We start from the raw sequence: 23,180 nt of genomic DNA, 5'->3' as shown, positions 1-23,180 counted from the left end.
TCTCTCATACCACCTTCTGCATGTTAAGCTTCTGTATTTATTTTGAACGAATTCCTATTTGTAAAACGGCTGAATAGAATAACATAAAAGCTTTTTTACACAGTGCAGGAGGAGAGAAATGTGAGGGCTGAACACCGTGATTGTATGGAAATTGGAATTTATTCATTTGCAGAATTATATCCCGATCCTCTGACAGGGAAAACAGTCAGCGCAAAGCAGCGGATAGATGAATTGATGAAGCTGGCGAAACTGGCAGACGACGCAGGGCTTGATGTATTCGGTGTAGGCGAGCATCATCGTCTTGATTATGCGGTATCTTCGCCGTCGGCCATCTTATCAGCGATTTCACAGATCACTGAAAATATTAAGCTGACCAGTGCCACGACTGTATTATCCACCGCAGATCCCGTCCGTTTATTTGAGGATTTTGCAACGCTTGATCTGATTTCAGACGGCCGGGCGGAAATCATTGCGGGACGGGGCGCATTTTTAGACTCGTTTCCTCTTTTCGGTTATGACGTAGGCCATTATAAAGAACTGTTTGAAGAACACATTGACCTTTTTTTAAAATTAAATTCCGGGGAAGAATCGGTTACCTGGAAAGGACGTTACCGGCCGCCGCTGCGCGAGGCAGAAATTTCTCCTCGGCCTTTTCGCGGAAGCATTCCGCTATGGTTAGGTGTTTCGGGGACTCCGGAAAGCGCAGAACGGGCCGGGCGTGCAGGTGCGGGGTTGGCATTAGCTGTACTGAGCGGTGATCCGATGTCATCTAAGCCGCTTGTTGACAAATACCGGAAAGCGGCTTCTAAAGCCGGTCATCCTCCGGAAAATGTGAAGGTTGCCGTAACCGGACATATGTTCATTTCAAAAACGAATGAACAGGCAATACAAGAATTTTATCCGTATCATTCAAATTACTGGTCTCACGTTCATTCATATCACGGGATCGATGAGCCTTTAACGAAGGAAGATTTTGAGCGGGCGTCCGGAAAAGAAACAGCTTTATTTGTGGGAAGCTCACAGCAGATCATTGAAAAAATCATGCATCAATACGAGTTATTCGGACATCAGCGATTTCTCGCGCAAATCGATATAGGAGGTATGCCGTTTAAAAAAGCCGCGGAAAACATCGAACGATTAGCAGCGGAAGTAGCACCGGTTATCCGAAAGGAAACCGGCAAATCCAGCGAATGAAGTTCTGCGCAAAAGGGGCGGGCCGGTCAATCGCGGATTCGATAACAGAATCGGCCCGGCTTTTTCTTTATGATTATAAAAAACAAAGGGAAAAGCGCCAACCTCATTGCTTTTTCCTATCAAGAAAAGGAAGGTCATTTCATCCTCCATCGTGAAGTGTATACACTGAAGGGTTTTTATTAACAAAAGAGGGAGGATGATGCAGTAATGAAAGGTTTAGTAAAAGCTGCAGTTTTAACTGTTACTCTTGGTATTGGAGGCGCTTTTTATTCAAGTGATGCATCTGCGCACGGGTATATAAAAGAGCCCGTCAGCAGAGCGTACATGGGAGCATTAGAGAAACAAACATTGGGCTGGACGGCCGCTGCGCAGAAATATGGCTCCGTCATTGATAATCCTCAGTCTGTAGAAGGGCCGAAAGGATTTCCGGCCGCAGGTCCGCCTGATGGAAGAATTGCGTCTGCAAATGGGGGATCTGGACAAATTGACTTCGGTTTAGACAAGCAGACTGCAGATTATTGGGTGAAACAAAACATCCGCGGCGGTTTTAACACCTTTACTTGGTACTACACGGCCCCTCATGCGACATCAAAGTGGCACTATTATATCACCAAGAAAAACTGGAATCCGAATAAACCTTTGTCAAGAGATGAATTCGAATTAATCGGAACGGTAAACCACGACGGTTCCAAGGCAGATACGAATCTGACTCATAAGATTTTTGTGCCGACTGATCGAAGCGGGTATCATGTCATTTTAGGGGTATGGGACGTTGCGGATACTTCCAATGCCTTCTATAACGTCATCGATGTAAACCTTACACAATAATTTATGAATTACTGATCGGCTGCATGTTGATACATCGGCCGATCTTTTTAGTTTTAATGTGTGAATGAAAAGGGGAAAACAGCAGAGCGCCATAAACATTTCATTTATGGCGCCGTACGATCATGGAGGTGCTGCTGACATGGATGCGGAGGTAAGAGGATTCTTAATAACCGCCGAGGAAAGAAGCCCCAACGATGATTAATAAAATGAATAGCACCACGATTAACGCAAAGGAGCTACCATAACCACCTGAGAATCCCATATAATCTCACCTCCTAAAGAGGATTAATACATATTATGCCGAAATGAAAAGTTTGATAGGGATGCTAGTTTACTTTTTGAAAAAAAGTTTTTTTAGTCTGCATATATTTTCTTCTCACATTTCTTTTAAAGGGGGACCGTAAATGCTTCCTGTAATAGAAACGGACAGACTTATTCTTAGAGAAGTTGAAAAGAAAGATGCAAAGCAAATATTTGCTTGTTTTTCAAATGCAAATGTAACACGCTATTATGGTTTGGAACCTTTTGATTCAATGGAACAGGCTGAAAAAATGATTGGCTGGTTTAAAGATCAATATCATGATAAAAAGGGAATGCGATGGGGAATCGAGAGAAAAGATGCGAAGGGAATAATCATCGGAACTATTGGTTTTAACTCTTGGGTGCCCAAGCATAAGCGGGCGGAGGTCGGTTATGAGATTCATCCGAATTATTGGAGGAATGGCTATGCTTTTGAAGCGTTGGAGAATGTTCTTTCTTTTGGGTTTGAAAAGCTTGGGCTGCATCGTATAGGCGCTGTTGTTTTCATTGAGAATGCAGCGTCTCATCAATTACTGATAAAGGCGGGGTTTCAATCTGAAGGAATTTTGAGAAGATATATGTATCAAAACGGACTGCCCCATGATACACGTGTATATTCTATACTGAATGAGATCGTTAACGAATAAATTGAAAATTCGTCGTTTTGTCAAGTGTTCTGCTGTAAATAAAAAAAGCCGATAAAGGCTTAACATTGATTAGACGCTGTAAAGCATTCTTTTTGCTGCGCTTTCTGCAGACGGAGTTTGATTGTAAGAAACGATTCCGATAATCACTGACAAGATGATGAACACCAATATGCTCCACAACACTATTTTTAAAGACTTTGACATGGTATACCCTCACTTTGAAAGACTTTACCGGGGCTGCGATCGGAGCCCGCACTTCAAGTATAGTCGTTATAACGGTGAAAAATGTGCAGTCCAGTTAAAAAAACTTGCGGGCACTGCCGCAAGTTTTCTCCGTATTAAGGTCTGTGGAATTCAATATGCTGATTATCACGATCGAACCACCCTCTGAATGCCCAATTGATCCAGCCCCCGTCTCCTTTGTTATCGAAGGACCCGTCTTCGAAGACCCAGATTCCGTAAGTAATACCGTCATAAACGGCTGATCCGTAAAATTGAACGCCGTTAAACCGGTCTTCATATTCTTGATTTAAATTGAACACCATGACGTTGTACTTCTGTCCTGATGCGTAAAATGTTGTTTCCATGACATTTTTTACCCAGCCGGTTCGGTTTTGATCTGACTTAACCGCTTCAGCAATGCGATCTGAGATTCCGAGAACATCTACGTTTACGTTCAGCCCGGCATCAACACCTGCTGCTTTTACGTTTTGGTCTGCTGTTTGGGATAATTTACTTTCTAACGGATTTGCAACGGGTGAAACGTGAGGCGCGTTTGCGTGTTCAGACTGACTGGCTGCTGAGGCACTGGCTGTGAAAGGAATTGTTAGAGATAAAGCTAAGCATGATCCGACTATCGTTCTGGCGATTTTCATGGCTATGACCTCCTGAGGAAATTTTTAAAAATTGTTGCAAATTCATGGTATCGCAGAAAAATTGACCAAGCAAAGAGTAGATTTTCTCAAAAGTCATGTCATTCTATTTGTGTTGTTTTCTGTAAATGAAATACTTTTAATTAGGCGAAAAGGGAAGAAAATAATAGAGTCTTTTTATGTATTGTGATAGGATGACCGGATTTTGGGTGAAAATAGCCCGGAGAAACGCCATAATAAGAAAAACACCCGGAGTTTACCGGGTGTAAAAAGTGTTGATATGATAAGTTAGCAGCATTTTTTACATTTTTTGCATTTTCTTTTATAAACAACGATGTAATCATAATCAAGATTCTTTTTATCTTGTTTCTTCTTTTTTTGTTTAGGCTGCTTTGGGTGGTGATCATAATGTCCGTTCATATCCATATCCATACCCATATCCATACTCATATTCCTCCTTTTTTCATCTGACGGTAGTATTCTATGACAGAAAGCATGGATGGCTTGGACAAATGAAACGGTATGCTGAAAAAGAGGCATCTCATTCGGTATAAAAAACAGGATCATACCCGCCCGATAGAAAAGAGAGGAGATGATCCTGATATTGAGACCCTATTTGATAACCGCAATTGCAATGCCGTACCCTTTTTCAGAACTGTATAAGGCTGTCAGTTTCAATACCTTCCAGCCTTCCGCGGCTTTAGTCCCGATTCCGTTATGAGCCGTGATATAATCTCCCGGGCTGACCGTACTGTCGACCCGTACGTAATGCCGGCCGTTGAGTCCGACAATGTGCCATTCGTCTCTGGCCGCGCGTGCTTCATAGTCAGCTTCAAGAGCCGGACTGCAGTCTGGGTTTTGTTTCGGCACGCGTACCGTTTCTCCTGTTTCCTCGTCAGTCACATTTTCGTATATGAAACCGCCGAACTCGTTTGTCAAAAAGCGGCTTTGCCATCCGAAGCTTGCGGCTCCTGAGATAAAAGCGGCTGTTTCTGAAATGACGCCGAGCATGTAATCTCCGACGTGAGCCGATTCAATTTTTTCGCCTTTCACTGTGACGATCGTCCCGGCGGGAATTGTCTGGCCGGTTACACTTTCAAAATATTCTCCGTACCCTGACAGGGAAGAGGTGACAGCTCCGGCGAACGTACCGTGGCCGCCCGCTGAATCCAATTTCCATTTGATGGACTGATGCCCTCCGGCAACCGTGTATGGTTCTTCCAATGTAATGCTTTCTGATGACAGAATTGTTCTGGAGACTTTGCTGCCCGTAATATGGACATTGTTAGAAGCGGCGATAAATGCCCTTGAACCTTCAGAACTTGAACCTCCGGAAGAGCTGATGATCGCATTTCTGTCACCTCTGGCCGTAATATCGCCTGTTCCCGCAATAACGGCGCTTGTCGGGTTGAATGCAAAACCGGAGCTGGTCGCGAGCTGTGCGCCTCCCTTTAAATTGACGGGGATCTGCTCATAAGTCTGTCCTTTTATAGATGCGGCCGCGCTGTAACCTTCCGCTTGCACCCCGAGAATGACGGCCTGACTGTTAGGGGACGTAATTCCGACGGAACCGCCGTCTCCGATCATCGTACCGTTCATAATATTTACGTTATATTGGCCTCCGCCGATTGAGATGCCTTTAGGAGATGACTTGTATATATCAAAATTTAAAATTTTAACATAATCGGTTTTATTTGATCCGCCGGATATATTGATGTCAACACCTGCTTGTGTAAAGCCGCGTATTTTAATGCCGTTGATCGTGATATTTTGACTGCGGTATTGAAGAGCCACGACTGGATTCCCGCCATAGTCGTATGAGGGATCACCAATAGCTGTGAATCCGTTTACATTAACGTTTTTATAGGCAGAGATGACCAGCGCCCTCGGGGTCACACCGTCATAGAGAGCATTGAATACCGGTTCAATCGCGGTGCAATCGGTTAAAGTAACATCATAAGCCGTCGTGCTTTCGGGGTCTGAGGCCTGATGATGGCCGATATGACGAATATCAAATGAACGTACATCACGATACGAAACATGACCGATAATATGAACATTTTGAGAAGCCGGCCACAGGCTGTGCGCCTTTACCTCAATCCCGCGGATATTTCCGCTCGTATAGTTATTTAAAAGCCATACATGTTTAGAGCCGTCGTCAATTTCAATGCCGTTCGAGTTTGCGCTGCCCTCAGCATGCTCTGTGCCGCGGGGGTTTCCGGAATGGCAGTTGGAAATGAAAATATACTCGCTGTAATGGGTGGTAATGCCGTCGTCTCCGGCGCCGTATGCCACACAGTTATCAATCCATATATATCGGCAGCCGTCTTTCGTCCATTCTGTTTCAGGCAAATGATCGTAAGTCGGAGATGTAATATCAATACCATGGAGACCCGCGTTAACCGTTTCAACATTCTTAATCCAGCCGTATTGCACATTAGCAAACGTTAAACAGCTGGAAAACTGTCCTCCGGGGTTCCTGACCCCGCATTGACGATCAGGATTCCAGTCTAAAGTCATGTTTTCCACAAAAATATTACGGTTTCCATTTTCGTAATCATCGTTAGTAATGACCCATTCGAATGCGGGAGTGTCCTCATGAAGCTTAAGCACGGTAATCCCTTGTCCCTCACCGGAAATGGTAGTCCATGAGGGGAGTTTTATCCCTTGAACCAAAAATTCTCCTGCGGGAACATTTACTTTGACCCGGCCGTTCCCGATCGCTCTCCGAAAAGCTTCTGTATTGTCCCGGCCGTCAGGGACCGCTCCGTAGTCCTCCACATTCACTTCCCGGGTGATTTTATTCATAAGCATTTCGTATTCGGTATCAAGCCGTTCTTTTAAAAGTGAGGTGACCATTCCTTCCGCCGTCACCCGGGCATCTGCGATCTCAAGATTATCATCCGTTGCGGAATGCTTAATAAAATTCTGCATCCTTGCTTTGAGATGCTCCAATTCAGAGGGCTGTGCAGGGCGAGACTGCAATGGGGCGTTTAAAGACGGATCAGGAAAGTTTTTAAATTGAACCATTCTAAAGACACCTCTTTCTTTTGATATAAGCGCCTGAGGCAGGGGACAGAAAAGAGTCGTGCGCCCTTTAAGCGCTTATTCTTCAAATTCTTTATTCAGAACGAAATTCCTTTTGAAACCAAGGTGAAATTTTAAAAAAGCTCTGTTGAAAGAACGGATATAAAGCTTTGTATTATTGTAATTGAAGCTGTCATGTGAAAATGGAGGAAAAACTGATAGGAGGGGCCCTCATTTTAGGTTTATTCTCATTGGCTTCGCAGTGCTTCCTCTTCGGCTGCATATACACCAAAATCAACATTTTTATCAGTTAAATGGTATAATGGGGCACGGATTGGTCATCAATACGACTGAAATAGGGAAGCAAAAGGAGCAGCGAAAATGACTTTACAAATCAAAATTAAATATTCAGATGATACGCAAACGAGAATCAGTAAAATTGAACAGGGCGATTGGATTGATCTGCGGGCAGCTGAAGATATAACAATCAAAAAAGGTGAATTCAAACTTATCCCGCTTGGAGTTGCGATGGAACTGCCGGAAGGATATGAGGCCCATGTCGTTCCGCGTTCAAGTACATATAAGCATTTCGGTATCATTCAGACAAATTCAATGGGAGTCATTGATGAATCTTATAAAGGCGACAATGACTTCTGGTTTTTTCCTGCATTCGCGCTTCGGGATACCGACATTTCCAAGGGGGAGCGGATCTGCCAATTCAGAATCATGAAGAAAATGCCTGAAGTGGAGCTGATCGAAGTAGACAAGCTCGGGAACAATGACCGCGGCGGACTGGGATCAACAGGTACGAAATAAAACGAAAAAAGACTGCTTAACAGCAGTCTTTTTTTTATGGAAACAGCAGTTACATTCAATTTGTTTCGGGGATTCTTGAATTGGGAAATCATACGTCACGTTCGAATTTGACTTCGAAATAACCGGCCGCTCCGTAACCGTCTATGCCGGAGCAAATATTTGAGCCGGACGCCAGCCCAGCTCAGCATATTGATAAAATGATTTCCCTGCAGTCCTCACTCTCCTCCAAAACTGGAGAAGGGTTTCATTTTTATCATTTAAGCCTTCCGTCTCTTTGAACAGAAAGACTTTTTTAGGTTAAAGGATAGAAGTTGTTTTGATGTTTTTATTCTTCAAGATGAACGGAGGTTTTGTCCAACGTATATAATATTGTGACAAAAGTGTAAACAAAAGAAAGGATGATGTTATGGCAAAAAGGGTTAGAAGAATAGACCGTAAAGCAGCTGGCAAAGAGGCAGAGCAGAAGAAACCGTCCAAAGTCACCCTGTTCTGCCGTTCGCTTCAAAGGCTGAAGCATTTGTATTGTAACATAAACATACAAATGCCATCAATAACCAAAAAAGGAATTTTAGTTTTAATTTTACCGTTTTTGCTTCTGCCGTTCTTTCGGGCTGATGCCGCTTCAGATATTTACGGCAGTTTCGAGGAATTAAAGCTGAATGAAGATCCTTCCGATTTTTCCATTTCAACGCGAGAGCATGACCCTTCTGTCCTCATATTAGCTATACACGGCGGAGGCATAGAGCCGGGGACCAGTGAGTTAGCCAGAGAAATTGCCGAAAACCGGAGTTTATATTTATTTGAAGGGTTAAAATCAGCCGGTAATGCGGCTCTGCATTTGACAAGTTCGCATTTCGATGAACCTAAGGCCGTGCAAATGGTGAAAGAGCACTCTCATGTCATTTCATTGCACGGTTACGGCAGTGACGATAAAAAGATAAAAATCGGCGGTACAGACAGAGAACGGGCCGAACTTTTGACCGATGTGCTGAAACGGCACGGGTATCCTGCCGTTCTTCTTGGCATAAATGATAAATATGCAGGCGTCAGTCCGAACAACCTTGCCAATCAATCTTCATCCGGATTGAGTATTCAAATCGAAATGAGCACCGGCTTCAGAAAATCACTATTTGACACTTTTACGCTGAAAAGCAGAGCATCCACACAAAACGGGACCTTTTACCAATTCACAAAAACGATTTCTGATTTTATCAGTGACAAATATTAATAAGCACGCCTATTTTGTCGGCGGGGCTTTTTCTTTTGAAATTTATGAAACTTTAAGTTCTTAAGATCGTATACATAATTGACAGGATGAAAGAAAAGAGGTGGGCAAATGAAAGTGATGATCGGGTCTATCATTCTTCTTGTCATCATCGGATTCGGTTTATGGCTGATGCTTAGTCCAATCTTTAAACAAGTGGGAAGCGGAGCCAAAAAATTCAAAAAGTCATGGGAGGAAGAAGATCAGCATGAGCGAAAATAAGCGCGGAAACACAAAAAAAATTATCGGCGGTGTGATTATAGGTGCAGCCCTTTTAATTGCGGGCGTTACAGCGTCACTATTCATTGAAAAAATACCGAACGGTTATGTCGGGGTTGTATACTCACCGAATGGCGGGGTAAAATCCGACACATTGGACCAAGGCTGGCACTTAGTCGGATTATTTAATAAAGTAACGGAATATCCGGTGCGTATGCAGACAGTGAATAATGAAAATATAAAAGTGGCAACCTCAGACGGTAAAAATATAGAAATGGATATCGCTTACAACTATGTCGTGCAGCCTGATAAAGTAGTCGATCTGTTTAACAAATTCGGAGCGGTAGACGTTGAAACGATTGAAAATACATATTTAAAAACAAGGCTGTGGGATGCGGCGCGAAAATCAATCAGCAAATACTCGGTTATTGACACATACGGGCAAAAATCTGCAGAAGCCGCTGCCGATGTTCAAAAGAGATTTGCTGATGATATGAAGAGTCTTGGATTTTTAATTGATGATCTGACGCTTGGCGTACCGAAGCCGGATAAAGCCACACAGGAAGCTATCGATGCAAGGGTGAAGTCTTCACAGGAACTTGAACGGACACAAACTGAAATTAAAATAGCCGAAGCCGAAGCGAAAAAGAAAAAAATTGAAGCGGAAGGGATCGCTGATTATAACGAAATCATAAAGAAATCAATGTCCGATGAGATGATCAAATATAAATGGATTGAAAAATGGGACGGAAAAACGCCGAAAGCGACAGGCACAGACTCACTGCTGCAGCTGCCGCTGGACGATCAGAAGCAAAAATAAAATGAGAAGGAGGCGATTGCCTCCTTTTTATGTTTTTTCCTGAGAGTCTTTTTCCGGCACTAATTCTTCAGACGCCTCGGTTTGATAGCTCCATAGCGTGCTATCCGTCTCTGTTGTGTCCTGATAATCTTCGGGAAGTACATATTGCTGCAAATACCGGTGAAAAAATGCCTCAAAAACAGAAATGCAAAGTGCAGAGATAACCGATGCCGCGGCAGGAGAGACATTAAATCCGCCAATGTTCATAAGGAATATCCATAATATAATGAATGAAATTCCGAAATCAGCTGCAACGGCTGTGAAATTGCTTGTTCTCGGCAGAATCATGCAATCACCCGCAAAATAAGTGATTAAACTTAAGATCACTGTAATAAACAGAACGTTTAAAAAGGTTACTTGGTACATAAGATCCAGAACAATGTACAGTAAAGCAAGTGTGAGCGCCGTTTTAGAAGCGAAAGCAATTACGTGTTTCATTTGAACCACCTTCGTTATTTCGTTTAGTCTTCATTGTAAGCAATCCGCAAATTTTTAAACTGGTATATAGTGGTTATAAAGCATACGTTTTAATAAAATGTGAATAGACATCACAGGATTCACAAGTTAAAATATGTAAAAAGGGGGATACAAATGAAAAAATACTGGATATGTATTGCTGTTTTTTTATTATGTTTTAGCGGAATACACTCAGCTAAAGCGGCTACCACTGAATTCGAATCAAAAACAAGCTTCACTTTGGAGGGAAATGCAAAAGAGTTTCATATTGAAAATCCGGGGGCTGTAGCTGCCGACGATTACTTTTTAGGATATAAGTTCACCATAATGAACAACTCTTCGTGCGGTTTAAGCATCAAACTCCAGCGGATGGCGCTGAACGGGAATTTTTATACATTAAGTTCTAAAAACTACAGCGGCAGCTGGTTAAACCTCAGTGCCCAGGATAAAAAATCAATTGATCCGTATCACAAATACAGAATTCTGGTTGAAAGTTCTTCAAACGTCTGTGGCCCCGTCTATATTAAAGGGTTTTACGGTGTAGAGTATTATCATTTTGATTGAAAATAGATACTCGCTAAAGGCAGCGGGTTTTTTTATATTTAAATATAACTTATTGTACTATGTACTAAATATTCATATATAAATTTTAATGCACCCGCCCAAAGAAAACATAAACAAAAGTAAATTCATCACGCACAAATATACAAAGTTGAAAAATGAATGAAAAGTTTCTCGAGGGAAACATTATTAGTTGACTTCAAAAGTGTGATGTCGGATAATAAGAATGTAAGTTTTTCCTCCTTAGCAGATTCGTTTCTTAAGCCAGGGCGAATCTGCTTTTTTTTATGCAAAAAAACCCCTTACAGAGGGGTTTTTTACAATAAATGAAGTTTAATAGAATTAATGTACGGCCCTGAATACGCCGATAACTTTCCCCAAAATGCTTACGTTTTGCAGGATAATCGGCTCCATCGTCGGATTTTCCGGCTGCAGCCGCACATAATTGTCTTCTTTATAGAAGCGCTTGACCGTCGCTTCATCATCTTCGGTCATAGCTACGACGATTTCTCCGTTATTGGCCGTGTTCTGCTGTTTGACAATGACGTAATCTTTGTCAAAAATGCCGGCGTCGATCATACTTTCTCCCATGATTTCTAACATAAAGACATGTTCGCCCGGAGGAACCATCCGGTCAGGAAGCGGAAAATACTCGTCAATATTTTCAACAGCCGTAATCGGAATACCCGCCGTCACTTTCCCGATGACCGGAACGTTTACGACCTGGCTTTTCGGAATGTGGACTTCTTCTTCATCCAATACCTCAATCGCCCTCGGTTTAGTAGGGTCCCGTCTGATCAGGCCTTTTGTCTCCAGCCGCGCCAAATGGCCGTGCACGGTTGAACTGGAAGCCAGTCCTACTGCTTCTCCTATCTCTCTTACAGAAGGCGGATATCCTTTCGTTTTTACCTCTTCTTTAATAAAACGCAGGATATCAAGCTGCCTTTTTGATAGCTTCGTCATATTTCGCACCTCAAAACGTCGATTTTAAGTAGATTATAGCATGATTTTCCTGACAGTACAAACATAGGTTCGAAAAAAACGATTGACAGAAACGTTTGTTCGTATATACTGAAAGGTATAAAAAGCGAACAAACATTCTTATCGGAGGTTGTTTACATGGCGAAAGAATCTATTATATTTGTCGGACTGTTTACTGCGATTTTAAGTGCCGCTATTTTACTTGTCTCATGTGCGGGAAATGATCAGTCCCTCAGCCAATATGTTAAAATAAAGGTTCAGGACGGCGATACACTCTGGTCACTTGCGGATCATGTAGCAGAAAAGAAACACATTAATAAAGAAGATTTCATTGAGTGGGTGACGGAGAATAATCATCTCCAAACTGCTGATATAAAGCCCGGAGACGAACTTATTCTTCCGGTTAAGAAGAAGCATCCGGCCGTATATCAGCTGGCCATTGTCAATTAGAGAGGAAAGAGAGAAATGAAGGCGCTCATTTATGCCCGCGTAAGCACAAACAAAGAACAGCAGCAAACATCATTAAAAAGACAGGAAGAGGAGCTCAGTGAGATAGCTGCTGCAAACGGCATGGAAGTCGTGAAAGTCATTTCTGAGAAAGCCAGCGGTTACGAAATGGACCGCGACGGAGTATTTGAAATGCTTGATGAAATTAAAAAATCACATATTGACGCGATATTGGTGCAGGACGAAACGAGATTGGGAAGAGGAAACGCCAAGATTGCGCTTTTGCATTGCATTTACAGGGAGAACGTAAAAATATATACGACGGCTCATAAAGGTGAACTGGAGCTTTCCGAAGCTGATTCGATGGTACTCGAAATCGTCAGTATTGTTGAGGAATATCAAAGGAAAATTCACAATATGAAAATCCGGCGGGGAATGAAAAGAGCCGTGAAAAACGGCTACAAACCTGAACGGAATCTGAAAAACAGACATGAAAACAGCGGAAAAGAAAAAAAAGAGGTTCCGGTTTCGGAAATTATCAGGCTGAGAGCCAACAAGCTTACCTTTGCAGAAATCGCAGCGACCTTAAGGGGATTCGGCTACGATGTGTCCAAAGCCACGGTTCACCGGCGGTTTCAGGAATATACCGCAGACACAGAAGGCAGCTGACGCGCATCAGTTGTAAAAAAGACTGCGTTTTAGTAGTATATAATCAACACGCACCAAAGGAGCTTATTATGATTTCTAAAGAAAAAATTGCAAGAATTAACGAATTGGCTCAAAAAGCTAAATCAAACACGATAACGGATGAGGAAAAAGCTGAACAGCAAAAGCTTCGCCAGGAGTATTTGAAAGGATTCCGCTCCTCAATGAAAAATACGTTAAAGAGCGTTAAAGTGTTTGATCCGGAAGGCAACGATGTCACCCCTGAAAAATTAAAAAGAGAACAACAGAAAAATAATCTTCATTAAACAGAAAGAATACGGCAATACGTATTCTTTTTTCGTATATACTAATATCAGGATGTGTTTTACGACAATTTTCAACAAGTTTATCTCAAATTTAAGCTGAAAGAGTTGAGAAAAAGTCAGCATCGCTTTATGATGAAAAGGTACAACAATAAGGAAGGGGATTATAATGGATACAATTGAAAAGAAATCAGTTGCCACCATTCGTACACTATCTATAGACGCAATTGAAAAAGCGAATTCCGGACATCCGGGCATGCCGATGGGAGCCGCTCCGATGGCATACACGCTGTGGACGAAATTTATGAATGTAAACCCGCAGAATCCGGGCTGGTTTAACCGCGACCGCTTTGTTTTATCAGCAGGCCACGGTTCAATGCTTTTATACAGCATGCTGCATTTAAGCGGATATGACCTCAGCATTGAAGACTTGAAACAGTTCCGTCAATGGGGAAGCAAAACACCGGGACATCCGGAGTTCGGGCATACAGCCGGAGTAGACGCAACTACCGGGCCGCTTGGACAGGGTATTGCAATGGCAGTGGGAATGGCAATTGCAGAACGCCATCTGGCTGAGACATATAACCGTGATTCATTCAACGTAGTTGATCATTATACATACAGTATTTGCGGAGACGGCGATTTAATGGAAGGCATTTCTTCCGAAGCAGCTTCTCTTGCAGGCCATCTTGAATTAGGCCGCCTGATCGTATTATACGATTCTAATGACATTTCTTTAGACGGCGATTTAGACCGTTCTTTCTCTGAAAATGTAAAGCAGCGTTTTGAAGCAATGAACTGGGAAGTTCTTTATGTTGAGGACGGAAACAACATCGCTGAATTGACGGCTGCAATTGAAAAAGCGCGCCAGAATGATAAAAAACCGACATTGATCGAAGTGAAAACGACAATCGGTTTCGGTTCTCCAAACCGGGCGGGCACATCCGGCGTTCACGGCGCTCCGTTAGGACAAGAAGAGAGCAAGCTGACAAAAGAAGCGTATGCTTGGACGTTTGAAGAAGATTTTTATGTTCCGGAAGAAGTATACGGGCATTTCAATCAAGCTGTAAAAGAAGCCGGCTCGAAAAAAGAACAGGAATGGAATGAGCTGTTCGCGGCTTATAAAGAAAAATATCCTGAGCTTGCTGAACAGCTGTCACTCGGCATGAAAGGCGAGCTTCCTAAAGACTGGGATCAGGAAGTTCCCGTTTATGAAAAAGGCAGCAGCCTTGCTTCCCGCGCATCTTCAGGTGAGGTGCTGAACGGGATCGCCAAGAAAATTCCTTTCTTTGTCGGGGGATCTGCTGACCTTGCGGGTTCAAATAAAACGACAATCAAAAATGGAGGAGACTTCACGGCCAAAGACTACGTCGGGAAAAACTTCTGGTTCGGTGTCCGTGAATTTGCGATGGGCGCTGCATTAAACGGAATGGCGCTTCACGGCGGCCTCCGCGTATTCGGCGGCACATTCTTTGTGTTCTCTGATTATTTAAGACCTGCCATTCGTCTGGCGTCATTGATGGGTCTTCCCGTCACTTATGTATTCACGCATGACAGTATTGCCGTAGGAGAGGACGGGCCGACTCACGAACCGATTGAGCAGCTTGCTTCTTTACGCGCACTTCCTAACCTTTCTGTGATCAGACCTGCTGACGGAAATGAAACCGCAGCTGCATGGAAGGTTGCCGTTCAAAGCCAAGATCATCCGACAGCTCTTGTATTGACACGCCAAAACCTGCCGACGATTGATCAGCAGGCTGAAGAAGCGTATGCGGGCGTGGAAAAAGGGGCTTATATCGTTTCCAAAGCCCAAACGGAATCACCGGCCGCTCTTCTTTTAGCGACAGGTTCTGAAGTCGGACTTGCGATCGAAGCTCAAGCGAAACTGGCTGAAGAAAACATTCACGTATCTGTAGTCAGCATGCCGAGCTGGGACCGCTTTGAAAAACAATCGGCAGAGTACAAAAACAGCGTGCTTCCTCCGAATGTGACGAAACGTCTTGCGATCGAAATGGGTTCAAGCTTCGGATGGGGTAAATTTACCGGTCTTGAAGGAGACGTGCTCGCAATTGACCGTTTCGGTGCTTCAGCTCCGGGAGAAACAATTATGAAAGAATACGGGTTTACTGCAGAAAACGTGGTTGACCGCGTGAAAAAACTTTTAAACAAATAACGAGACAAAAGAGGATGAGTCAAATCATCCTCTTTTTCCTGTTTATGCGACAAAAATAGAAGGGGCGGCGTAACAGTAATAGACAATTCTTTCTTTTCTCCTTTTGTATAATAGAAAGCAATAACGAAGCGCTGTAAAAGGGGATGAGGAAATGGAACGTCATTACTATACGCACCTGATAAAGGATGAGTTTGCGAACCACTACTTCGGGCGGGAAACGGCTATGTTTGAGTTGTTTCGAGACTATCATTGGACAGACCTGACACCCCAGGAATATCAAATGACAGAAAAGCAAGTTCAATATATAACGGAACCGATTCCGGTGATACATATGCATCAGCGTCTCCAGCTGCATTTAAACCGAATGAGTTACAGCCGTTTGGATTCCATTTACCGGCTTACACTGCCCGGAGAAAAGGGCCGCGCCACCTTCATGATGAAAGACAGTTTAATTGAGATTGCGGCTTCGGGAGATTATGAGGCGGAAACGATTTTCTTTGAGATTCTGCGTAAAATCAGCCCCTGTTTTCTTGCAATGGATTTCAAGACACGGCGCTACGGGTGGTTAAATCCGGTCAGAGAAAGAAATTTTGTCTAAAAACGAGGAAAAAGAGATGTAAATGTTGTATAATAGCCTTTGGTTTAGTACACTTTAAACTAGACAACATGAAGGAGGAAATAAAATGACTTTATGGGTTGGCATACTAGTGGGCGTTGTCGCATTGCTCATAGGTGTTGCACTCGGGTTTTTTATTGCTCGTAAATATATGATGAGCTATTTGAAAAAGAATCCGCCTATTAATGAACAAATGTTACGCATGATGATGATGCAAATGGGAATGAAACCTTCTCAAAAGAAAATTAATCAAATGATGAAAGCCATGAATAATCAAGCGAAATAATACGTACAGATTATGATATAGATATACATGGTTATAAAAATAAAAAACCCGGAGAGGGTTTTTTATTTTGGCGTCATGTTTCACCCCAACTGCCGGTGTGCAGTTCTTTTTGGTATTGTATGAGAAGGTGGTCAAGCTCCTGGCTGAGTTCTATCGTAATGTTTGATGTCATTCCGTTTGTCATGACGATTTTAAGCAGCTCTGCCCGTTTTTTTTCAATTTCATTTAATAGATGCTCTCTAATCACAGGGATATATCCTTTCATACATAAATCTTTCACCTGAGTCGCTATTATTATATCCACATTTATACTGTTTTTCAAATAAGAAGGAGTATAATATCTCGATGTCAAATTAAATTATATAAGCTTTTTCTATAAAAAGTAATCCTTCTCGGAAAAGTGTTAAAAAAATGAAATGATTTTGTCATAACTCGAAGGGAGTGTGTCATCGTGAGTTTTAATTACTTTCTGACGTTTGGGGCCGGATTTCTGTCTTTCATTTCTCCATGCTGTCTGCCGTTGTACCCCGCCTTTTTATCTTACATAACTGGTGTCAGTATGGACGAGGTGAAAACAGAAAAGGTGATGCTGCAAAAGCGTGGCCTCGTGCATACACTTTGTTTTTTGCTTGGTTTCTCCGTGATTTTTATCGCATTGGGATATGGAACTTCATTTATCGGCAGTTTTTTTACCCAATATCATGAAGCGATCCGCCAGTTTGGCGCTATCATGCTGATCCTTTTCGGGCTGATTACTGCCGGTGTGTTTCAGCCGAAATTCATGATGAAAGAGCGGCGCATTCACTTTAAGCGCCGTCCGGAGGGGTTTATCGGTTCGGTTCTGATCGGTCTTGCGTTTGCAGCCGGCTGGTCGCCGTGCAGCGGGCCCATTTTAGGGGCTGTGTTTTCGCTGGCCAATACAAATCCTTCTTCAGCAGTGCCGTATATGTTTTTATATGTTCTCGGATTTGCGATTCCTTTTCTTGTTCTTTCATTTTTTATTACTAGAATGAATTGGATTCGCAAGCATCAGCTGATTATCATGAAAATCGGCGGCATTCTTATGATTCTGATCGGAGTTATGCTGTTTTTTAACTGGATGAGCTACATTCTGATCGTTCTGTCAAATCTTTTCGGAGGATTTACGGGTCTGTAACGGATTAATAACTTTTGAACTATTATATACCCTTTTGTTTTTGGTACAATAAGACTAGTTAATGTTAAATATGTGGAGGGGAATATGACACGAGTTTTAGTTGTAGATGACGCCAAGTTCATGAGGGTGAAAATCAGAGAGATTCTGGAATCGGCGAATTACACAGTTGCCGGGGAAGCGGCTGACGGTGAGGAAGCCCTGGCAGTATATCAAAAAATCCGTCCCGACCTGGTGACAATGGATATTACCATGCCGGTCAAAAACGGTATACAGGCGCTGCAGGATATTTTAGCTTTTGACCCGAAAGCCCGGATCATCATGTGCACCGCCATGCGGCAGCAGCGGATCGTTCTGGAAGCGATTGAATTAGGCGCTAAAGACTTTATCGTTAAACCGTTTGAAGCATCTAAAGTGCTGGAGGCCGTAGGCCGGGTAACGGGAACGTAAACGTGTTCTCTTTTCAAATTGGTTTTTTTTATGTTTTTGGAGTATAGTATATAGTATCAAACTCCGTGCAAGCAAAGGAATGATAAAGATGATGATTATAATTTCATCCGTTATTGCAGCGGCCATGGCAATTTCCGTGATGATCGTCAGGATTAAATCCTCCGACAAGCCCGCTTCACCTAAAAAAATAATTCTCCCGCCGATTTTCATGAGTACGGGAGCGCTTATGTTCCTTTTTCCGATTTTCAGAGTGACGGGCGAAGAATTTTTGGAGGCCATTACGCTGGGCGTGATCTTCTCTATTTTTCTGATTAAAACATCTAAATTTGAGATTAAAAATAATGAAATCTATTTAAAACGGTCAAAAGCGTTTGTGTTTATCCTGATTGGTCTCTTGGTTATCAGAATCGCTATGAAATCCATTTTGAGCACGACGATTGATTACGGAGCTTTAAGCGGAATGTTTTGGATTCTGGCTTTCGGAATGATTGTCCCGTGGCGCATCGCGATGTTTTTGTCTTACCGCAAACTTTCGAATGAACTGAAGACCGCTGATATTCAGATGAATTAAAACCTTTCCGTCCGCCGGAAAGGTTTTTTATTTGAGCAGAGCTTGATAAGGAGTAAGATCAATCTGTTTTTCACGGAGATGCTTTTTTAAAAATTGATGATCACGCTTAGGAGTGGCCAGTATGTAACCCCTGATGATTAAATCACGGTTTATTTGTTCAGCTTCCTCCGCTAAGGAAAGTTCACCGATTTTTCCGGCGATTTTCGCTTTGGCTACATCCCGAAAGAGCTCCGGCACGGGGGCGACCAATTCATCCAAAAACGCCTTGTCACCCTCATTCCATAAGTGCCTGCTTTTTTCAATATAATAGTCCTGCCAATCCAGTTCTGACCGGCCGTCTTCTTTCGGTAAGCGTTTTAAAAATTTTCGAAACATAAAAAACCCGCCGATAGACAGCAATCCGATCATCACGATGACCCAAAATAAAATAAACCACATAAACCAGCCTTCCAGCATTGTTCTATCTCCTCCTTACTTTAACCATATTGTAAACGAAGACAGAATAGAAGAACACATGAAAAAAAGAATAGAAAAAATGATAGATGTCCAGTCATTCCGGTTGGTAGAACATATTCTATCGTATAGTGATTCTGCTATTTGGCCATGGGAGTTTCACTTTGAGGGTATATGACTGATATGACCGGACAAAAAAGCCGCTTCCATTGAGGGATGAAAGCGGCTTTTTTATGTTATAGAGGAAATTGAAAGGAAAAAGAGGCAGGAGTCTCATTTGGCTCCTTGTTCATGGAGACGGTCAGAATATGGTTGGTGAAATCAGTGAAAATATGTTTGTCATTCAGATAAAAAGGAAGCATCATTTGTTTGTTTAACGTCCGTTCAAGCGTTTTAACAGAGAGCATAAACTCATTCCCCGAAAGAGTGACGGTTATCGCTTGCACCTGCTTCAGCGCCGTCAGGTCGGCTTCAATGATATATTGACGGCTTGTTTCATATAGATCGATCGGCAGCGTCTCGTCATACCAAGCATACGGGTCCTCGTAAAACTGCCGCAGCCATTCTTCCGTATCATCAAATTCTTCAGCGTTTTTTGAGTGATTCATGGAAGCATTCCTCCATATTAAAAAGCCTTGCTATAACGTATGCAGAAGCTTTGAATGGGTGAATGGCACAAAAAAACAGACACGGGGTCTGTTTTACATATCGTGGCTTGTATTATGTTTTTGTCTTGTATGGTTGCGGTTTTTCACTTTTTTGCTTCCGCTCAGCGGTTCCGGCTGGCCGGGGTTATGGCCCTTCGGAGCATTTTTATGCATATCTTTACTCGTATTTTTATTTGTCATGTTAAAGCCTCCTTTTTAAGGTGTTCCGGCTATTGGTTTGTTTTTCTTTTTTTATTGTTCTGCCGTTCTTCTTCCGTCAGGACGAGCTGGTCATTTTCTATATAACCCGCGCCTTTGCCTTGGCTTTTCGCATCATTCATGCCGTTAATGACATGATTGGCTTTCCGTTTTACCATGATCATCACCTCAACATTAATATGGCTCTTTACAGCCCGTTGTATGAGGCGGAAAATCGGACAAAATTTACCGAAAATCATGCTGATAAGACGATCTTATTGTATTTAATAAAAACATTGATATTTACTTATGTATGATTTTATACTAAGATGAAATTGTGAGAAAATTGTGATGGAATGTGAACATTCATCTAAAGAACGATCTTGATCATTGAAGGGGGATTTTGGAGAATGACAAATCAGCAAAAAGTCGCAACACAAGACGTTTTCCAAGCAAGAAAAACATTTTCTTCAAATGGGAAAACATACAACTACTATTCATTAAAAGCATTGGAAGACGCAGGGGTCGGCAATGTTTCAAAACTTCCTTATTCTATTAAGGTTCTTTTGGAATCCGTTTTGCGTCAGGTAGACGGACGCGTCATTACAAAAGAACATGTTGAAAATTTAGCAAGATGGGGTACTGCTGAATTAAAAGATATCGATGTGCCGTTTAAACCGTCACGGGTTATTCTACAGGACTTTACCGGCGTTCCGGCCGTAGTTGACCTGGCATCTTTAAGAAAAGCCATGGCTTCTGTCGGCGGAGACCCTGATAAAATCAATCCTGAAATTCCGGTTGACCTGGTCATTGACCACTCCGTACAAGTCGACAAAGCCGGTACGGAAGACGCGTTAGCCATTAATATGGACTTAGAATTCGAAAGAAATGCAGAACGTTATAAATTTTTAAGCTGGGCAAAGAAAGCGTTTAACAATTATCAGGCCGTTCCGCCTGCAACAGGTATCGTTCACCAGGTAAACCTTGAGTTTTTGGCAAGTGTCGTTCATACGAAAGAGGAAGACGGAGAACTTGTGACATATCCTGATACATTGGTGGGAACAGATTCCCATACAACAATGATTAACGGAATCGGCGTCCTCGGCTGGGGTGTCGGCGGTATTGAGGCGGAAGCGGGAATGCTCGGCCAGCCTTCATATTTCCCTGTTCCTGAGGTCATCGGCGCGAAACTTGTCGGAAAATTGCCTAACGGAACGACGGCGACTGACTTGGCGCTGAAAGTCACTCAAGTGCTGCGCGAAAAAGGCGTAGTCAATAAATTTGTTGAATTCTTCGGTCCTGGTGTTGCTGAGCTTCCGCTTGCGGATCGGGCGACTATTGCCAATATGGCGCCGGAATACGGAGCGACTTGCGGATTCTTCCCGGTTGACGAGGAAGCACTTTCTTACCTGCGTCTGACCGGCCGTGAAGAAGAGCAGATCGATATTGTGGAAGCATACTGCCGCAACAACGGTTTATTCTATACGCCTGACGCGGAAGAGCCGATTTTTACAGACGTTGTGGAAATTGATCTGTCAAAAATTGAAGCGAACCTTTCAGGACCGAAACGTCCGCAGGATTTAATCCCGCTTTCCGTTATGCAGGAAACGTTTAAAAAACATCTTGTCAGCCCGGCCGGCAACCAAGGATTCGGAGCGGATGCTGCTGAAGAGAACAAAGAAATTTCATTTAAACTTAACAGCGGCGAAGATGCGGTTATGAAAACGGGGGCGATTGCAATCGCTGCTATTACAAGCTGTACGAATACATCAAACCCTTATGTATTAATCGGTGCCGGATTGGTAGCCAAAAAAGCGGTAGAATTAGGCTTGAAAGTGCCGAATTATGTTAAAACATCACTTGCACCGGGGTCTAAGGTTGTTACTGGATACTTAGTCAACTCAGGCCTGCTTCCTTACATGAAGGAGCTCGGCTTTAACCTCGTAGGGTATGGCTGTACGACATGTATCGGGAACTCCGGCCCGCTTTCTCCAGAGATTGAAGAAGCGGTTGCTAAAAATGATCTCTTGATCACTTCTGTCTTGTCAGGTAACAGAAACTTTGAAGGCCGGATCCATCCGCTTGTCAAAGGAAACTACCTTGCGTCACCTCCGCTTGTTGTCGCATACGCATTAGCAGGCACTGTGAATATCAACCTGAAAACGGATCCGATCGGTGTCGGAAATGACGGACAAAATGTTTATTTCGATGACATCTGGCCGTCCATGGATGAAATCAATTCTCTCGTCAAACAGACTGTTACGCCGGAATTATTCCGCAAAGAGTATGAAACGGTATTTGACGACAACCAGCGCTGGAACGAAATCGAAACGACGGATGAAGCGCTGTACAAGTGGGATCAGGATTCCACTTACATTCAAAACCCGCCGTTCTTTGAGGAAATGTCTGTAGAGCCGGGAAAAGTTGAGCCTTTAAGAGGACTTCGTGTTGTCGGCAAATTCGGCGATTCTGTGACGACTGACCACATTTCTCCGGCCGGAGCGATCGGAAAAGACACACCGGCGGGCAAATACCTGCAGGAAAAAGGTGTTTCTCCTCGCGACTTTAACTCTTACGGCTCACGCCGCGGAAACCATGAAGTCATGATGAGAGGAACATTCGCCAATATCCGCATTAAAAACCAAATCGCACCGGGTACAGAAGGCGGATACACAACACATTGGCCTACCGGGGAAGTGACATCTATTTATGATGCCTGCATGCGGTATAAAGATGATAAAACGGGTCTTGTCGTCCTGGCCGGAAAAGATTACGGAATGGGCTCTTCACGTGACTGGGCTGCAAAAGGAACAAACCTGCTCGGCATCAGAACAGTCATTGCCGAAAGCTTTGAAAGAATTCACAGAAGCAACCTCGTCTTCATGGGTGTGCTGCCGCTTCAGTTCAAACAGGGTGAAAACGCGGATACACTCGGCTTAACCGGTAAGGAAGTCATCGAGGTGGATGTTGATGAATCTGTACGTCCGCGCGACTTGCTGAATGTCAGAGCAATCAGTGAAGACGGTACGGTAAAAACATTTGAAGTTGTTGTCCGTTTTGACAGTGAAGTGGAAATTGATTACTATCGCCACGGCGGCATTTTACAAATGGTGCTTCGCGATAAAATGAAACAGTAGCAGAATGAACAAAGGAGAGAAAGCAGTCTGCTTTCTCTCTTTTTATGCGGGAGGCCT

At 43.1% G+C, this 23,180-nt stretch carries 29 protein-coding genes and 1 pseudogene; 18 read left to right on the top strand and 12 right to left on the bottom strand.

Annotation, left to right across the window (positions count from 1 at the left end; all coding sequences use genetic code 11):
* Positions 1–120: 120 nt before the first annotated feature.
* Together BGM27_RS00600 and BGM27_RS00595 are read left to right on the top strand one after the other, a co-directional pair.
* Entirely contained in the window at positions 121–1,194 is a 1,074-nt protein-coding gene (locus BGM27_RS00600; RefSeq protein ID WP_007410341.1) for an LLM class flavin-dependent oxidoreductase, read from the top strand.
* A 207-nt stretch (positions 1,195–1,401) separates the two neighbouring features.
* Positions 1,402–2,022 carry a lytic polysaccharide monooxygenase auxiliary activity family 9 protein gene (locus BGM27_RS00595; RefSeq protein WP_003154023.1) on the top strand — a complete coding sequence of 207 codons (621 nt, stop codon included), beginning with the start codon at positions 1,402–1,404 and terminating at the stop codon, positions 2,020–2,022.
* Between the two features lie 163 nt (positions 2,023–2,185).
* On the opposite strand, the gene BGM27_RS00590 is transcribed toward BGM27_RS00595, so the two are convergent.
* Complete coding sequence (locus BGM27_RS00590) at positions 2,186–2,284, bottom strand: YjcZ family sporulation protein (RefSeq protein WP_003154022.1); 99 nt, start codon at positions 2,282–2,284, stop codon at positions 2,186–2,188.
* 142 nt (positions 2,285–2,426) lie between these two features.
* Here BGM27_RS00590 and BGM27_RS00585 point away from each other — a divergent pair, with 142 nt between their 5' ends.
* Positions 2,427–2,969, top strand: coding sequence for a GNAT family N-acetyltransferase (locus BGM27_RS00585; RefSeq protein WP_007410340.1), 543 nt, complete (start codon positions 2,427–2,429; stop codon positions 2,967–2,969).
* Positions 2,970–3,307: 338 nt separating this feature from the next.
* Here the strand turns inward: BGM27_RS00585 and BGM27_RS00580 are convergent, their stop codons facing one another.
* The 3 genes from BGM27_RS00580 to BGM27_RS00570 all read right to left on the bottom strand — a co-directional run bounded on the left by BGM27_RS00580 (position 3,308) and on the right by BGM27_RS00570 (position 6,871).
* Positions 3,308–3,844, bottom strand: coding sequence for a hypothetical protein (locus BGM27_RS00580; RefSeq protein WP_007410338.1), 537 nt, complete (start codon positions 3,842–3,844; stop codon positions 3,308–3,310).
* Positions 3,845–4,129: 285 nt separating this feature from the next.
* Entirely contained in the window at positions 4,130–4,285 is a 156-nt protein-coding gene (locus tag BGM27_RS00575; RefSeq protein ID WP_007410337.1) for a hypothetical protein, read from the bottom strand.
* Between the two features lie 168 nt (positions 4,286–4,453).
* The gene (locus tag BGM27_RS00570) at positions 4,454–6,871 is read right to left on the bottom strand and encodes a peptidase G2 autoproteolytic cleavage domain-containing protein (protein WP_007410336.1); all 2,418 of its coding nucleotides are present in this window, start codon (positions 6,869–6,871) and stop codon (positions 4,454–4,456) included.
* Positions 6,872–7,249: 378 nt separating this feature from the next.
* On the opposite strand from BGM27_RS00570, the gene BGM27_RS00565 reads away from it, so the two are divergent.
* Positions 7,250–7,684 (top strand): dUTP diphosphatase, encoded by a 435-nt coding sequence (locus BGM27_RS00565; RefSeq protein ID WP_003154017.1) that lies wholly within the window; start codon positions 7,250–7,252, stop codon positions 7,682–7,684.
* Positions 7,685–7,772: 88 nt separating this feature from the next.
* Here the strand turns inward: BGM27_RS00565 and BGM27_RS20470 are convergent.
* A pseudogene (locus tag BGM27_RS20470) lies at positions 7,773–7,879 on the bottom strand (DUF4177 domain-containing protein); the annotation flags it as partial.
* Positions 7,880–8,090: 211 nt separating this feature from the next.
* Here BGM27_RS20470 and BGM27_RS00560 point away from each other — a divergent pair.
* From BGM27_RS00560 to BGM27_RS00550, 3 genes are all read left to right on the top strand, one after another.
* Complete coding sequence (locus BGM27_RS00560; protein ID WP_007410335.1) at positions 8,091–8,912, top strand: poly-gamma-glutamate hydrolase family protein; 822 nt, start codon at positions 8,091–8,093, stop codon at positions 8,910–8,912.
* 108 nt (positions 8,913–9,020) lie between these two features.
* Positions 9,021–9,170, top strand: a complete 150-nt coding sequence (locus tag BGM27_RS00555; protein WP_007410334.1) for a hypothetical protein — start codon at positions 9,021–9,023, stop codon at positions 9,168–9,170.
* Positions 9,157–9,987, top strand: coding sequence for a prohibitin family protein (locus tag BGM27_RS00550; RefSeq protein WP_007410333.1), 831 nt, complete (start codon positions 9,157–9,159; stop codon positions 9,985–9,987). Before BGM27_RS00555 ends, BGM27_RS00550 begins: the two co-directional genes overlap by 14 nt.
* Before the next feature lie 27 nt (positions 9,988–10,014).
* On the opposite strand, the gene BGM27_RS00545 is transcribed toward BGM27_RS00550, so the two are convergent.
* The gene (locus BGM27_RS00545) at positions 10,015–10,464 is read right to left on the bottom strand and encodes a YndM family protein (protein ID WP_007410332.1); all 450 of its coding nucleotides are present in this window, start codon (positions 10,462–10,464) and stop codon (positions 10,015–10,017) included.
* Between the two features lie 153 nt (positions 10,465–10,617).
* On the opposite strand from BGM27_RS00545, the gene BGM27_RS00540 reads away from it, so the two are divergent.
* Positions 10,618–11,046 carry a hypothetical protein gene (locus BGM27_RS00540; RefSeq protein WP_007410331.1) on the top strand — a complete coding sequence of 143 codons (429 nt, stop codon included), beginning with the start codon at positions 10,618–10,620 and terminating at the stop codon, positions 11,044–11,046.
* 339 nt (positions 11,047–11,385) lie between these two features.
* Here the strand turns inward: BGM27_RS00540 and lexA are convergent, their stop codons facing one another.
* Positions 11,386–12,006 carry a transcriptional repressor LexA gene (lexA, locus tag BGM27_RS00535; protein WP_003154004.1) on the bottom strand — a complete coding sequence of 207 codons (621 nt, stop codon included), beginning with the start codon at positions 12,004–12,006 and terminating at the stop codon, positions 11,386–11,388.
* Positions 12,007–12,162: 156 nt separating this feature from the next.
* On the opposite strand from lexA, the gene yneA reads away from it, so the two are divergent.
* The 6 genes from yneA to BGM27_RS00505 all read left to right on the top strand — a co-directional run bounded on the left by yneA (position 12,163) and on the right by BGM27_RS00505 (position 16,514).
* Entirely contained in the window at positions 12,163–12,474 is a 312-nt protein-coding gene (gene yneA / locus BGM27_RS00530) for a cell division suppressor protein YneA (RefSeq protein ID WP_003154001.1), read from the top strand.
* Positions 12,475–12,489: 15 nt separating this feature from the next.
* On the top strand, positions 12,490–13,140 hold the full coding sequence (locus BGM27_RS00525; protein ID WP_003153998.1) for a YneB family resolvase-like protein: 651 nt from the start codon (positions 12,490–12,492) through the stop codon (positions 13,138–13,140).
* A gap of 68 nt (positions 13,141–13,208) precedes the next feature.
* Positions 13,209–13,442: a DUF896 domain-containing protein gene (locus tag BGM27_RS00520; protein WP_007410330.1), complete on the top strand. Its 234-nt coding sequence runs from the start codon at positions 13,209–13,211 to the stop codon at positions 13,440–13,442.
* Positions 13,443–13,608: 166 nt separating this feature from the next.
* Positions 13,609–15,612 (top strand): transketolase, encoded by a 2,004-nt coding sequence (tkt, locus tag BGM27_RS00515; protein ID WP_007410329.1) that lies wholly within the window; start codon positions 13,609–13,611, stop codon positions 15,610–15,612.
* A 151-nt stretch (positions 15,613–15,763) separates the two neighbouring features.
* On the top strand, positions 15,764–16,210 hold the full coding sequence (gene sirA, locus BGM27_RS00510) for a sporulation inhibitor of replication protein SirA (RefSeq protein ID WP_003153995.1): 447 nt from the start codon (positions 15,764–15,766) through the stop codon (positions 16,208–16,210).
* An 85-nt stretch (positions 16,211–16,295) separates the two neighbouring features.
* A complete protein-coding gene (locus tag BGM27_RS00505) occupies positions 16,296–16,514 on the top strand; it encodes a YneF family protein (protein WP_003153994.1) in 219 nt (72 codons plus the stop codon).
* Between the two features lie 73 nt (positions 16,515–16,587).
* Here BGM27_RS00505 and BGM27_RS00500 read toward each other — a convergent pair whose 3' ends face one another.
* The gene (locus BGM27_RS00500) at positions 16,588–16,761 is read right to left on the bottom strand and encodes an aspartyl-phosphate phosphatase Spo0E family protein (protein ID WP_012117647.1); all 174 of its coding nucleotides are present in this window, start codon (positions 16,759–16,761) and stop codon (positions 16,588–16,590) included.
* Between the two features lie 201 nt (positions 16,762–16,962).
* On the opposite strand from BGM27_RS00500, the gene BGM27_RS00495 reads away from it, so the two are divergent.
* From BGM27_RS00495 to BGM27_RS00485, 3 genes are all read left to right on the top strand, one after another.
* Positions 16,963–17,670, top strand: a complete 708-nt coding sequence (locus BGM27_RS00495) for a cytochrome c biogenesis protein CcdA (protein WP_124693407.1) — start codon at positions 16,963–16,965, stop codon at positions 17,668–17,670.
* Between the two features lie 84 nt (positions 17,671–17,754).
* A complete protein-coding gene (locus BGM27_RS00490) occupies positions 17,755–18,117 on the top strand; it encodes a response regulator (RefSeq protein ID WP_007410327.1) in 363 nt (120 codons plus the stop codon).
* A gap of 79 nt (positions 18,118–18,196) precedes the next feature.
* Complete coding sequence (locus BGM27_RS00485) at positions 18,197–18,688, top strand: CcdC family protein (protein ID WP_007611735.1); 492 nt, start codon at positions 18,197–18,199, stop codon at positions 18,686–18,688.
* Positions 18,689–18,715: 27 nt separating this feature from the next.
* On the opposite strand, the gene BGM27_RS00480 is transcribed toward BGM27_RS00485, so the two are convergent.
* The 4 genes from BGM27_RS00480 to sspO form a co-directional block, all read right to left on the bottom strand.
* Positions 18,716–19,144, bottom strand: a complete 429-nt coding sequence (locus BGM27_RS00480) for a DUF2621 domain-containing protein (RefSeq protein WP_007410325.1) — start codon at positions 19,142–19,144, stop codon at positions 18,716–18,718.
* 233 nt (positions 19,145–19,377) lie between these two features.
* On the bottom strand, positions 19,378–19,749 hold the full coding sequence (locus BGM27_RS00475; protein WP_007410324.1) for an Hsp20/alpha crystallin family protein: 372 nt from the start codon (positions 19,747–19,749) through the stop codon (positions 19,378–19,380).
* A gap of 93 nt (positions 19,750–19,842) precedes the next feature.
* Positions 19,843–19,989, bottom strand: coding sequence for a small acid-soluble spore protein P (locus tag BGM27_RS00470; protein WP_003153984.1), 147 nt, complete (start codon positions 19,987–19,989; stop codon positions 19,843–19,845).
* Between the two features lie 29 nt (positions 19,990–20,018).
* Complete coding sequence (gene sspO, locus BGM27_RS00465) at positions 20,019–20,165, bottom strand: acid-soluble spore protein SspO (protein ID WP_003153982.1); 147 nt, start codon at positions 20,163–20,165, stop codon at positions 20,019–20,021.
* Positions 20,166–20,396: 231 nt separating this feature from the next.
* Here sspO and acnA point away from each other — a divergent pair, with 231 nt between their 5' ends.
* Positions 20,397–23,123 (top strand): aconitate hydratase AcnA, encoded by a 2,727-nt coding sequence (gene acnA / locus BGM27_RS00460; RefSeq protein WP_007410323.1) that lies wholly within the window; start codon positions 20,397–20,399, stop codon positions 23,121–23,123.
* Positions 23,124–23,180 lie beyond the last annotated feature (57 nt).

This window comes from Bacillus sp. FJAT-27001, from assembly GCF_019039175.1.
Classification (GTDB): Bacteria; Bacillota; Bacilli; order Bacillales; family Bacillaceae; genus Bacillus; species Bacillus velezensis.
This window is presented reverse-complemented; position numbering and strand designations above follow the sequence as displayed.